Source organism: Pedobacter sp. (assembly GCF_040513095.1).
Lineage (GTDB): Bacteria > Bacteroidota > Bacteroidia > Sphingobacteriales > Sphingobacteriaceae > Pedobacter.
The window spans coordinates 1-13,493 of the sequence record NZ_JBEVDX010000124.1 but is presented as its reverse complement, the minus strand read 5'-3'; the positions used below and the strand labels follow the sequence as shown (position 1 = coordinate 13,493).

Genomic DNA, 13,493 nt, shown 5'->3' with positions numbered 1-13,493 from the left:
GCCTGATTCGCGAAGGCGATGGTATGGCTATCAAAATATTGAAGTCACTCGGAGTTGACACGTCTAAATTACGCCGCTCAATTGAAGAGGCAGTTAGGGGTACATCCAGTGTGACGGTTAATCTGGGAAATATTCCCTTGACCAAACAGGCCGAAAAAGTTTTAAAGATCACATATCTTGAAGCTAAAATATTTAAAAGCGATCTGATAGGAACGGAGCACCTGCTTCTTTCTATTCTTCGCGATGACGATAATATTGCTTCACAGATTCTGCTGCAATACAGCATCAACTATGAGATTTTCAAACAGGAAGTTGAAGTTAACAAAAACGGCTTCAGGGATGAAACTCAGGGTAGTGCCTCAACTGGCGGAGATGATGATTACCGCGAAGAGGAAAGTTTCTCAAGCCCTAAAAAGGTATCTGACATTAAATCCAAGACTCCGGTACTGGACAATTTTGGAAGGGACTTAACCAAAGCCGCGGAAGAAGGCCGTCTTGATCCTATCGTAGGCCGTGAAAAGGAAATAGAACGTGTTTCTCAGATCCTGTCACGCCGTAAGAAAAACAATCCTATTCTGATTGGTGAGCCGGGTGTAGGTAAATCTGCTATTGCAGAAGGTCTTGCCCTGCGTATCGTTCAGCGTAAGGTATCCAGGGTATTGTTCAACAAACGCGTAGTTACTTTAGATCTTGCTTCACTGGTTGCAGGTACTAAATACCGCGGTCAGTTTGAGGAACGTATGAAAGCGGTAATGAATGAACTGGAAAAATCTACGGATGTAATTCTGTTCATTGATGAGATCCATACTATTGTTGGTGCAGGTGGAGCTTCTGGCTCACTTGATGCTTCGAACATGTTTAAACCTGCACTTGCAAGGGGAGAGATACAATGTATAGGTGCAACAACTCTGGATGAATACCGTCAGTACATTGAGAAAGATGGTGCACTTGACCGTCGTTTCCAGAAAGTGATGATCGAACCTGCTTCTCCTGATGAAACGATTGAGATCCTTAACCGTATCAAAGAGAAATATGAAGAACACCACGGTGTAACGTATACAAATGAAGCGATCAACGCCTGCGTTTCGCTGACTTCAAGATATATTACTGACAGGTTCCTTCCTGATAAAGCTATTGATGCTTTAGATGAAGCTGGTTCAAGGGTACACTTAACCAATATCCATGTTCCTGAAAACATCATTGATATCGAGACTAAAATCGAGAATATCAAAGTTGAGAAGAACAAAGTAGTTAAAAGCCAGAAATATGAGGAAGCTGCCAAGTTAAGAGATACAGAGAAAAATCTGCTGGAAGAACTTGAACGCGCTAAATCTGCATGGGAAGCTGAAACCAAAACCAAACGTTATACTGTTACTGAAGATAACGTTGCTGAAGTGGTTTCCATGATGACTGGTATACCTTTACAGCGTGTTGGCCAGACTGACAGTGTGAAATTGCTGAACATGCAGGAAACTGTTGCAGCGAAAATCATTGGACAGGATGATGCCATCAAGAAACTGACAAGGGCTATACAACGTACCAGAGCAGGATTGAAAGATCCTAAAAAACCTATCGGTTCATTCATTTTCTTAGGCCCAACGGGTGTAGGTAAAACTGAACTGGCCAAGGAACTTGCAAGATTCATGTTTGACAGTGATGATTCACTGATCCAGATTGATATGAGTGAGTACATGGAGAAATTTGCGGTATCCCGTTTAGTGGGAGCGCCTCCGGGATACGTAGGTTACGAGGAAGGTGGTCAGTTAACTGAAAAAGTACGCCGTAAACCATATGCAGTGATCCTGCTGGATGAGATTGAAAAAGCTCACCCTGATGTATTCAATATCTTATTGCAGGTATTGGATGAAGGACAACTGACTGACAGTTTAGGCCGTAAGGTAGATTTCAGAAATACGATCATCATCATGACTTCAAATATTGGTGCCCGTCAGCTGAAAGATTTTGGACAGGGTGTAGGTTTCTCTACTACTGCTAAAACCAATCAGGTAGATTCGCACTCAAGGGGAGTAATTGAAAATGCGCTGAAACGTGCTTTTGCTCCTGAGTTCCTGAACCGTGTAGACGATGTAATCGTGTTCAATACCCTTGGTAAAGAAGAGATCTTCAAAATCATCGATATCGAACTGAAATCTTTATTCGGACGTGTACATAGTTTGGGTTATGAGATCAAGTTAACTGATGTGGCGAAAGACTTTATTGCCGACAAAGGTTTTGACAGTAACTTTGGTGCCCGCCCGCTGAAACGTGCGATACAGAAATACCTGGAAGATCCTATTGCTGAAGAAATCCTTAAGGGAGAGATCAACGATGGAGATATTCTTGAGATCGACTACAATAAAGAAACTGATCTGATTGTAGTGGAGAACAAGAGTCCTGGTAAGAAGAAAAAAGAAGTATAAGACATGAGTTCTTTTAAATATAAGGCTGCCCTCAAAGGCAGCCTTTTTTGTTTATAAGAACATCCTCGTCTGTTGGGTTGGCACAGCGAATATCCCTGAGTCGAGAACGACAGATTTTGTGTTGAGGTTATTGATTCTGCAGTGCAGCTTAAATGTATCACGGATTATCTGCGCAATATTTCCATCCCCGCGCATCCGCTCTCCGAAGCGGCTGTCATTTACATTGCCGCCATGACAGCATTGTATCATATGCCATACCTTGTCAAACCTGTCAGGGAAATTCTGGCGCAGCCAGTCCTCAAAAATTCCTCCGATAGCCCCATTTAACCTCACTATAGTATACCCGGCTCCAATAGCTCCACAAGATGCGATGGTTTTTAATACAGCTGGGATTTCATGGTCATTTAAACCCGGAACAATAGGGGCAACCATTACTCCGGTAGGTATTCCTGCGGCACTCAGTTCTTCCACTACTTTTAGTCTCTGCTTTGCAGTAGTAGTTCTGGGTTCCATGAGCAGCCGCAGTTTCTCGTCAAGGCTGTTGATGGAAACATATACCATACACAGATTGAGCTTTGCCATTTCCTGAAGGATGTCCTTATCCCGGAGGATCAGGGAATTTTTGGTAATCATACCTATAGGCTGTTTATATGCCAAAGCAATCTCAAGCAGCTGACGGGTCAGTTTATATTCACGTTCTGCCGGCTGATAACAATCTGTATTGCCCGACAGGGAGATAGTTTCTGCATTCCAGCCCTTGCGCTCAAGGAATTTTTTAAAGAGATCAGGCGCATCTTTTTTCACGATGATTTTCCTCTCGAAGTCCAGACCTGCACTGAAGCCCCAGTATTCGTGCGCATTCCTGGCATAACAGTAGGTGCAGCCATGTTCGCATCCCTGGTAAGGGTTAAGGGAATAAGCCATGCCTACATCAGGACTATCCACCTTGTTGATAATAGATTTTGATGTGCCAATAATAAATGTTGTTTTGTGGTTCTCCACTTCCCAGTCGTCAATACCCTCGGCATGTTCCTGTACATAGGAATTCGCCGCGAAGCGGTTGTGCGGGTTGAACTGGGCACCTCTGCCTTTAAGGTAATTACCCGTATTTTTATCCTCTAACATATCTCCAGTATAGTTAGCTAAAAATACTAATAATATTAGTATAATGCAATAGGCGGTTTATCTTTTATTTAGGGGGACATAATCCATGGGTACCATATCGCCGATTTTTTCATAGGCCCAGAAACCCTCGTATAATAATGATTTGGCATCATGCATGCCTCCATTGGCATAAAAGCTAACCGGGCCCTGTAGCATCTGCACTACCGAGATTTCATAATTTGGAACTGTTAAAGGTCTCATTATGTAATGGCCGGTGTTGGAGTAACCGATGCTTTCTTCTTCCTTGGTGTACATCACATAAAGTTCATCTTTATAATTGATGGTCTTCATATTAGGGTACATCTGTTTTACCAGTGTATCTGTTGAGACGCCTGACATATCTAAGCTGGTATAATCCTTTGGCAGGTTTGCGAGTTGCTGCAGCGTGTTCAGGGAATCTGTGACAATGGATCCGATGATCACCTGACTTTTCCTTTTTCTCAGTAACCTGGCCCTGGCAGCAGCAAGATATGCATCAGAAGGCCTGTTTGGATTCGGAATCTTGATTCGTTTATAAATGATAAAACCTTCTTCCTCTACTTTATTCCTGTAAAGTGCCTGAAAGAAATGCTGAGGAGAACCTGCGTAGGCGATCTCCCGGTTCTTCAGCCATGTTCTTCTCTTGCTGCCAGAGCCTTTCAGGTCTTCAAATACCGGAAGGCCGGAGAAATATACAATTCTTGTATCAAAATTATATTCGAAAAGGTTGAGCATATACTTTAGCCTGTAGCCCAGTGCTTTGTTTTCCACAACCAGGAACTCATTACTGGTGACACTCAGAATCCTGTGATCTCCATCGTATTTGATATACAATACCTGAGGATTCAGGATCTTACATTTAGCAGAATTGGGCGTTCGCCCGATAAAAAACTCTTTGAATAACTGCAGGTTCTTTTCACGGTTGGGATCCGCTGTAATTACAACTTCATTTAGCTGAACTGTATTTTCCTGCAGAATGATTTTGATATTGACAGACTGATCGGAGATGATCACACTTTTACTGTAGGGCAGATATCCCATCATCTGCACAACAACCTCATAGGATCCTGGTTTTAACTTCGCAAGGTTAAACTGCCCGTCATTGTTGGTTACTGTTGCTGTGGTATACCCACTCAGATAGATACCCGCCCCGGGAAGTGTTTCTCCTTTTTTATCCTGTACAACTCCTGTAATGGAATACAATTTCTGGGCCTGCAAATTCACACAAAATACCAGCATTAAAACTGTCCCAAGGAGATATTTAATCATGGGACTAATTTAACTTATCTTCAGGCCATTTTGAAATAAAAAAAAGCCTGCAGGAGGCTTTAAATTGTTAAAATAAGTTAAATTGAAAGATGCTGCTGTCTCCTGAGAGTTTTATCCTACAAATTCTTGAAGCTCAGCAGGTCTTCTGCGTTTTTGAGTGCAGACTCCCCCGGGTTTTTACCACTGAGCATTTCGGCAATTGCCATGACGCGTTCCTGATTAGTTAACCTGCGGATACCTGTGGTGGTTCTTTCACCATCCTCTTTTTTATAGACAAAGTAATGTGCTTCACCTTTGGCAGCGATCTGTGGCAGGTGGGTAATGCAGATGACCTGCATGTTTTGTTCCAGCTCACCGATAACATCCCCTACGCGGAGTGCGGTTTCACCAGATATACCTGTATCAATTTCGTCAAAGATCAGTGTAGGCAGTGCCGTATGTTTGGAGATGATCGATTTTATCGCCAGCATCAGTCTGGAAAGCTCGCCTCCTGAGGCAACTTTTCCCACAGGTGCGGGTGCTTGTCCTGCATTTGCCGAGAATAGTAATGAGATCATATCCTTGCCATCTTTGTTCAGGTTTTCTACTACCGTCTGCTCGATTTTAATTTTAGCATTTGGCATTCCTACCTGTACCAAAATTTCTCCGACCTGTTTTTGTGCAATATCAATTGCCTTGCTGCGGTTTTTTGTCAGTGTGTCTGCTATTTTTTCCAGATCGATCTTGAGTTTATTGATCTCCCTGATCAGGCGTTCTATTTCTTCATCGCTGTTCAGCAGTGTATTCAGATTATCTGAAAGTTCCGTTTGAATAGCCAGTAATTCTTCAATACTGTTTACGCGGTGTTTTTGCTGAAGGGTATAAACTGTATCCAGCCTGGTATTGATCTCTTCGATACGTGCAGGATTAAAAACGATGTTTTCCTCAAATACGGATGTTTCTTCTGCAATATCCCTTATCTCTATCAGAGCAGAGCGTAATCTTTCATTGAGTGCTACATATGCCGGATTGAATTTTTCTATCCCCTGTATCTGGTTCACTACTTCTTTCAGTATCGGAATAACAGCAGTTTCTTCTCCATCAAGTAAGGTGTGGCCATTTACCAATCCTCTTTTTATACTTTCAGCATGGTTCAGTGCTTCCAGTTCCATCTCGAGTGAAGCCTGCTCATCTGCATTTAAATTTGCGTTTTCCAGTTCATTGAACAGAAATTGCTCATAATCCTGTTTGCTCCTTGCTTCATCAGCAGATGTCTGCATATTGATCAGGTGCTGCAAATGTTTTTTATAAGTTTTAAATTTCTGGCGATAGTCGGTCAGCAGCGGCATATGATCCGAAAGTGTATCAACTACCGATAACTGAAAGCCCGGATCATTTACTTCGGAGGTGGCGTGCTGTGAATGGATGTCAATCAGTTTTTCTCCTACCTGTTTCATGACCGCCAGTGTAACCGGGGTATCATTGATAAAGGCCCTTGATTTCCCGTCAATAGAGATCTCTCTCCTCAAAATACTTTCCTGATGGAAATCAAGATCAAGTTCTTCAAAATAACCCTGCAGGGATGTACCTGAAAGTTTAAACTGCCCCTCGATCACACATTTCTTATCCTGGTTAAAGAAGTATTTGGTTTCCGCGCGCTGGCCCAGAATTAAGGAAAGTGCGCCTAACATAATAGACTTACCCGCACCTGTTTCACCAGTGATGATGTTCAAACCCTTGTCGAGTTCCAGATCAACACTATCGATCAATGCGTAATTACGTATAGAAAGTTTCTGTAGCATATTCTTTGCTAAATTATGAAAACTTAGTCAATGGATGTTTATTTCTTTGTAAACAAAAATAGCCCTGCACAGATTTCCTGTACAGGGCTATTCTAAATAAGAAGTCTTATGATTTAGTTCTCGTCTTTTTTGTTTTTCTTGTTCAGGAGGTCCTCCACATCCCTATCAAATTTCTTTTTAAGTTCGAGATATTCAGGACTTTCCTTCAGCTTCCGGGTATCTTCGTTTTCAATAACGATTTTCATTGGCTGCTGGCGGGTGATCGTGATTTTTTGCAGGTTCTTTTTAAATTCCGGATCATTCATCATTTTTTGCGCATGGAGTTCGGCTTCTTTGGCAAACTTTTCCCACTTAGCCTTTTCCTGCGGACTGTCATACTTAGCTTTCATCTCAGCACCGATTTTCTCCCATTTGGCTTTTTGTTCGGGGGAGTTGAACTTGCGTTGAAGCTCAGCACCTTTTTTCTGAATTTCTGCCTGCATTTTTTTTATTTCGTCAGGATTTTTACCGTTAAAATGAGCCATAGTCATTTCCATAACATTGTCAGAGAAATTTACAATTACGTCTGTCAAAGGACTGACATTTACATCCAGGTCTGCTAATTCTGGTGCCACAGGAGTTTTAGGTGCTTTTGGAGCAGCTACATTTCCAGGCGCTGCCGGTGCGATAGGAGCTACAGGGGCAACAGGAGTTTTTTCTGGTGCGGCCGGTGCATTTGGTGCCGGGACATATACAGAATCTGTATTTACAATTTTAAATTGTTTCCTGTTCTTTTTCTTAGTGGTATCCTGAAAACATATTTCCGAGGATTTCTGTATCAGATCTTTTGTATGTGGTACAGTACTTACTGTTTTTTCTTTTTTGGAGGGATTAATCCAGGCCAGTGAAATGATCGTTGCGAAGGTCAGGGTTACTGCAAATAACTTTTGTTTGGAGTTGGCATATGTAGTTTTCATATCAGTAATTCTTTTAATACGTTGGTATAGGTGTTGATTTGTTCCTGTAGCGGCCAGGGCCAGTACAGGACTGCTTTTATCAGTTATCAGTTCAAGTGTCAATAATGCATGGGCATATGTAAGCGGAGTATGTGTTACTTTTACGACGAGGTCGTCACAGGCATGCTCTCTTTCAATATTTATGAATCTGCCTGCAAGCCATACAAAAGGATTGAAAAACAGGATGGTATCAATCATAGTCTTAACCAGGTTGAAGAAGTAATCATTCCTTCTGATATGTGAAAGTTCGTGAATCAAAATAGTTTCTACCTGTTTGAGATCCATTTGTGCAGCAAGAGCGATAGGAAACAGGATTACCGGTTTAAAGAAGCCGATTACCAGGGGGACACTCACATGGTCAGACAGGCGGAAGTTGATCTCTTTTTCGATGTTCAATTCTATTTTCAGGTTCTGAAAAAGCGTGTTCCAGCTTTCAGGAATGATCGTGTAGGCTCTTTTTTTAAGCGATTGTACTTTTCGGTAGCCCTGGATCACGATCAGGGATTGTCCGATCAGACCTAAGCTATAAAACAATACGAGGTAAGGAAACACCATCTCGACGTAGTGTGCTAAATTAGCCGGCAATGCTGTCGGCAAGACTATCGCAGGGACAGCAAAGTTTTGGGATGCTATTTCTGTAGACCAGTGAAAAGCCAGGTTAAAGGTAAACACAAATGATGCGAACATCAGACATATCGAACCGTAGGCCATTGCATATTTCTGTCTGGCATTGAGACCAAATACCTTCATCTGGAAGGGCAGGAGCAATGCGTAGATCAGGGCACTTTGCCATAGTGAGTGCAGTATGCTCCAGCCGGTGGCCTGTACGAGATTGTGTAATAAAGTTTCCATATTATTTTTGATCTAATTGGTCTAAGTATTTCTTTATTGCTTCTATTTCGTCTTTACTGGATTTGTGATTTCCCAATGCCTGCATTACCATCCTCGCCGCAGATCCGTTAAATGCGTTGTCAATTAATCTTGAAACCAGGTGCTGCTGTGTTTTCTGCTGACTGGCCAAGGCGCTGTATATATGTGTTTTTGAACTTGTATCTCTTTCCACAAGCCCTTTTTCATGCATAATCTGCATCAGTTTAAGGGTAGTAGTATACCCGGCTTCTTTGTTCCTGGTAAGGATCTCATGTACGTCCCTAACCGTGCAGTTCCCTTTCTCCCATAATATCTGGAGTATTTCCAGTTCGCTTTCCGTTGGTTTTGCTGTAAGTTCTGAAGACATAATTGTTTATACGAATTGTTTCGTATTCAAATGTACGAAGTTATTCGTATAAACAAAATTATTTTTAAAATAAGTGTAAATATATTGAAATAGAGAAAGATATGGAATTTTAATTCTTTTTGAGTGCGTCGTATTTGCTCAGGTTTGCGGGGTCAATCTCATTAAGAAGGTTGTAGCCATCAATTTTATCCTGAGCGCTGCCCATGGACAGGACATTGACTACTTCTTCAGCCTTGGTGGCAAAATAGACATTCGGAAAAATGGAACCAAGTTTCTTTTTATCCATCATTTTTAAATCGGGAAGGTAAGCCAACATCAGTTTCGTGGCCTTTGCAGGATCAGCCTGCATATGGTCGAGCGTATTCAGGTGATAATTATAAATAAACACCCTGAGTTCTTCGAAACTCTTGTTGAGCAGGTTTTCGTTTAGCCAGTACCGATTACGCAGTCCGTCAAATGCCTTCCAGCCAGAATTGCCGGATACCTGGGCTATATTGAGGATTGTCTGTGCTTTCAGATAATAAGGGGTTCCTCCGAGTTTACTGAAGCTGTCTTTATCAAGTCCGATGATAGTAAATGCATAATAAGATAGCAGCGAACTTAGATTAGTGAGGTAATTCTGATCAGAATAATCGATGGGCTGGCCTTCATTGTAGTTAAAATCAAAATCCTTATCGCTCAGATTCAGCAGGGTAGTGTTGTAAGAAGTTCCATAAACCGGCCTGCTGGTTTGTATCTGTGCTTCTGCTTTGTAGGCGGAACTTCCGTCCCACGCCGTTATGGTAATGACGAAGTTGCATTCAATTCTTTCCTGAGGCTGGTAAGTCTGGTTGCTCCATTTATTGTTATTGAGGAAATTTCGGATGGTAGACTGTATCAGGTCTACATTGGCCTTGTTCATATTGGATACCTGCGGGGCAACTACCAGAACCCGGGCATTTAATTCCTGTGCATAACCACTGCTGAGGGATAATATGAACAGTACAATGAGAGACAGTGTCTTTTTCATGCCTTATAGAGCTTTAATATTGCAGTGCAGATGTCCTTGGCTACTTCGGCTTTAGACTTTAGTCCGTAGGTTGTTTTTTCTGCTGCACGATTAAAGATAGTAATTTTGTTCGTATCTTTCTTAAAGCCTGCGCCTGCATCCTGAAGTGAATTGAGTATAATCAGGTCGAGGTTTTTCTTCTTCAGTTTATAAACGGCATTTTCTTCCTCGTTGGTCGTTTCCAGGGCAAAACCTACCAGAATCTGTTCCGGCGTTTTCAGCTGCCCAAGGGTAAGCAGGATATCTGTAGTTTTTTTGAGCGCTATACTAAATTCTTCATCCTTTTTTTTGATCTTTTGCAGGGATACCTGTGCAGGTGTGTAATCTGCCACAGCGGCACTCATGATGATGATGTTACTTTGCGTAAAGCTGCTTTTGCAGGCTTCGAGCATTTCCGCTGCGGTCATAACATCGATCTTTCGGATCTGGCGACTTGTTTTTTCTGAAGTGGGGCCACTGATCAATGTTACATCTGCTCCAAGTTCCGCCATTTGATCAGCTATAGCGAAACCCATTTTTCCTGAGGAATGGTTGCCTATGAAGCGCACCGGATCAATGGGTTCGTAAGTAGGACCGGCGGTAACCATCACTTTTATTCCAGCCAGGGGAAGATTGTTTTTAATGGTGCCAATGAGGAAGGCAATGATTTCTTCCGGTTCTGCCATTCTGCCTTCTCCATGCAGTCCACTGGCCAGCTCTCCGCTATTTGGGGAGATCATCACATTGCCAAATTCCTGGAGCTTCTGTATATTGGCTTTTGTGCTGTCGTGTTTCCACATGTCCAGATCCATAGCTGGTGCAAAGAATACCGGGCATTTTGCACTCAGGTATACTGCACTAAGGAGGTTGTCGCACAATCCGTTTGCCATCTTACCAATGGTATTGGCACTTGCGGGTGCAATAATCATGTAATCTGCCCAGAGGCCTAATTCTACATGGTTACTCCATACGCCGGTTTCTTCTTCGAAGTATTTTGTATAAACAGGATTTTTAGAAAGGGTAGCGAGGGTGAGCGGTGTAATGAAGTTTGCCGCATCAGCAGTGAGAATTACCTTGACGTTTGCGCCGGCCTTAATCAGTAGTCTGACTAAAGTGGCAGATTTATAGGCTGCGATGCTGCCGCAAACGCCAAGGATAATGTTTTTATTATTGAGCATGGTCTATTATTGCAAGTGGTTATGCAAATTAACGGATATGCTGGTATTATTGCGGATCTTTTGCCGGATTTCTGTGATAAACTTTGTCGTTCAGAAACTCATCAATAGCAATCAGTGAAGGTTTAGGCATGCGCTCATAGTGCTTGCTGATTTCAATCTGCTCTCTGTTTTCGAAAATCTCCTCCAGGTTATCATTAGACGAAGCGAACTCAGCTAATTTACCATGAAGTTCTTCTTTCATGTTGTTAGAAATCTGATTAGCCCTTTTAGAAATAATCACTAAAGACTCATAGATATTTTCTGTCTTTTGATCTAAATCATTTACATTTCTTGTTACCGTAGTATTTGGTATGGCGGGTTTATTCGTATTCATTATTGTTTGGGGGTTGTTATTTTAATCTTTTTGTTAGTAGTGGTACTGTCTGACTTTGCTTCCTGTGCAAGGAGAGCTTTATATTTTGCTTCCTGGTTAGCTGCAAGCGTCATCAGTTGTTTGGCATTTACTATCCCTTCTTCGCTGTTGCTTTTCAAAGTTTTAGCTTCTGCAAGATACTTACTTTCAGGGTGTTTTTCAATAAATTCGTTTGCGTAGCCAATTGCTTCGGTAAATCTGTCTTCCTGACGGAAAGGATAACTATTTTTTGCAAAATCGTATTGTGATCTAACGATCAGCAGGTCCATTTCTTCGATAAATTTAATATCCGGGAAGTCGATTTCTGCGTTTTTCAGTGAGATCACAGAAGATTTGTAGTTGGCAATGTCATAACCACCCAGGTCATAATACAACCTTGAGTTGGTATAGGCTTTCAGCTCCAGTTTTGCACGCAGGTCTGTAATGTACTGACTCGCCTGTGCAACGCGTTCGCTTTTTGGGTATAAGTTGATGAATAACTGTAATGCATCAATTGCTTTATATGTGTTTTCCTGATCCAGGGTGTATTCAGGAGAATCCAGATAGTAGCAATAGGCGCCCATGTAACGGCATTCTTCTGCGTTTTTACTGGTTGGGTATGTATCTGCAAAGTATTTAAACTGGTATCTTGCAGTAGTGTAATCCTTTAAACGGAATAATGTGTAGGCGTAGTAATAGTTCAAATCTTCGGCCTCAGTTCTTCCCCTGTATTTTTGGGAAAGATCTTCGAATAAGATCAATGCTTTAGAATAATCCTTTTTATTGTACAGTTTAATGGCCTCCTGGTACTTTTTAGCCACGTCATTGCTCAGCCTGATTTTTTCAAAACGGCTTTTGCAACCTGCAATAGTCAAGGCAATTACTGTAAAACTTAATATAAAAACGTGTTTAATTTTAAACATTCTGCAAAGATAAGTTAATAATACGATAACGTCAATTAAAAATAATAGTCCGCTAAGCTAGATAAAGGCTGAATAGCAGTCAAGCAGTTAACATAATTTAACAAATAGGGCAGAGCAGTGAGTTTTTATCTTTCTCGCATACTATCAGGTCGCTTGCATGTCGCAGTCGTAGATCAGGTGCCCTGGTCTCTACTCATGCTCCTACTATGATATTGATACTGGTAGTGTATAGATGGTATATATAATAGGAGTACGGAATGTTGACATGAATAGTTTTGCTTTCTTTCAGAGCTGCGTTACAGCTTCCAGTGTGAGTGATCAGTATAGCTTGTATACAAACAGGCATTTTGATAGGTTCTGCCAGGGTTTTTGTTTGGTATCGACGGACTTTCAACAGGGGGTTAACAGGCGGTTAACAGGCAGCATGTGGCCTTTTTGCCTGTTAACCGCCTGTTAACCCCGTGTTTGCCATCTGTCAATACCGAATGAGAACCAGCTCAGACCCCTACAAGGCATGTGTAAGTATACTATTCACCATATTCCCTGATACAACATATCTACTTCAGATGCGTAATAGATGCTGCAAAGTTTTTCTGCCTGAAAATTAAGCTGTTATCACATGTATACAAATGAATTGCTGATAATGTTTGGCAGTAGATGAATTTTTCCTACTTTTGCATCCCGCTTCGGAGGAAGAGGATTAGTGAGAGAGATAAAGGAGTTAGTTTTTTGAAAGGCGTGTAAAGTGGAATCATTGTTAAGGTTTCAAATATTTGAAAGGTTTTAAAGCCTTGAAAAATAAAAAATAAAAAGCTTGACAAATTAAAAAAGATTTCTACCTTTGCAGTCCCAACAAAAAAGGGAAACGCAGCACGGCGGATGCCGGAAAGCGAATAACACGATTGAAACGGTGAAGCTTTAAACAAAGGCAGGAATACTAAGACCTGCTGAAACTGAGAGAATCATTGCAACATATAAAGGCCGCCGCGAGGTGAGTGCCGAGAAGTTCATTAAAGAGATGTCATTTATAAAACGCAGAGCGGGATAAACCAGTACAAGTTCAAAGTACATGGACCGCACTGATTTTTCAAGTTAGATCTGTCAGACAAATAAGAACAGATTATTATTA

Annotated in this window: 10 protein-coding genes; 1 reads left to right on the top strand and 9 read right to left on the bottom strand. The window is 41.6% G+C overall.

The features are described from left to right. Nucleotides 1–2,420: ATP-dependent Clp protease ATP-binding subunit (locus ABWY16_RS14320; protein WP_353905329.1), on the top strand; the 2,420-nt coding region annotated here is incomplete at its 5' end. Nucleotides 2,421–2,471: 51 nt separating this feature from the next. Here the strand turns inward: ABWY16_RS14320 and ABWY16_RS14315 are convergent. The 9 genes from ABWY16_RS14315 to ABWY16_RS14275 form a co-directional block, all read right to left on the bottom strand. Beyond that, nucleotides 2,472–3,545 (bottom strand): PA0069 family radical SAM protein, encoded by a 1,074-nt coding sequence (locus ABWY16_RS14315; protein WP_353905328.1) that lies wholly within the window; start codon nucleotides 3,543–3,545, stop codon nucleotides 2,472–2,474. 57 nt (nucleotides 3,546–3,602) lie between these two features. Next, a complete protein-coding gene (locus tag ABWY16_RS14310; RefSeq protein WP_353905327.1) occupies nucleotides 3,603–4,832 on the bottom strand; it encodes a carboxypeptidase-like regulatory domain-containing protein in 1,230 nt (409 codons plus the stop codon). Between the two features lie 116 nt (nucleotides 4,833–4,948). Next, nucleotides 4,949–6,613, bottom strand: coding sequence for a DNA repair protein RecN (gene recN / locus ABWY16_RS14305; RefSeq protein WP_353905326.1), 1,665 nt, complete (start codon nucleotides 6,611–6,613; stop codon nucleotides 4,949–4,951). A 113-nt stretch (nucleotides 6,614–6,726) separates the two neighbouring features. Next, a complete protein-coding gene (locus ABWY16_RS14300; protein ID WP_353905325.1) occupies nucleotides 6,727–8,460 on the bottom strand; it encodes a M56 family metallopeptidase in 1,734 nt (577 codons plus the stop codon). A 1-nt stretch (nucleotide 8,461) separates the two neighbouring features. Further along, on the bottom strand, nucleotides 8,462–8,845 hold the full coding sequence (locus tag ABWY16_RS14295) for a BlaI/MecI/CopY family transcriptional regulator (protein ID WP_353905324.1): 384 nt from the start codon (nucleotides 8,843–8,845) through the stop codon (nucleotides 8,462–8,464). Between the two features lie 109 nt (nucleotides 8,846–8,954). Then, the gene (gene porD / locus ABWY16_RS14290; RefSeq protein ID WP_353905323.1) at nucleotides 8,955–9,854 is read right to left on the bottom strand and encodes a type IX secretion system protein PorD; all 900 of its coding nucleotides are present in this window, start codon (nucleotides 9,852–9,854) and stop codon (nucleotides 8,955–8,957) included. After that, nucleotides 9,851–11,050: a bifunctional phosphopantothenoylcysteine decarboxylase/phosphopantothenate--cysteine ligase CoaBC gene (gene coaBC, locus ABWY16_RS14285; protein ID WP_353905322.1), complete on the bottom strand. Its 1,200-nt coding sequence runs from the start codon at nucleotides 11,048–11,050 to the stop codon at nucleotides 9,851–9,853. The genes porD and coaBC overlap by 4 nt, the downstream gene beginning before the upstream one ends. Before the next feature lie 46 nt (nucleotides 11,051–11,096). Next, nucleotides 11,097–11,423 (bottom strand): DNA-directed RNA polymerase subunit omega, encoded by a 327-nt coding sequence (locus ABWY16_RS14280; protein ID WP_090559230.1) that lies wholly within the window; start codon nucleotides 11,421–11,423, stop codon nucleotides 11,097–11,099. After that, the gene (locus ABWY16_RS14275; RefSeq protein WP_353905321.1) at nucleotides 11,423–12,364 is read right to left on the bottom strand and encodes an outer membrane protein assembly factor BamD; all 942 of its coding nucleotides are present in this window, start codon (nucleotides 12,362–12,364) and stop codon (nucleotides 11,423–11,425) included. The genes ABWY16_RS14280 and ABWY16_RS14275 overlap by 1 nt, the downstream gene beginning before the upstream one ends. Between the last annotated feature and the right edge of the window lie 1,129 nt (nucleotides 12,365–13,493).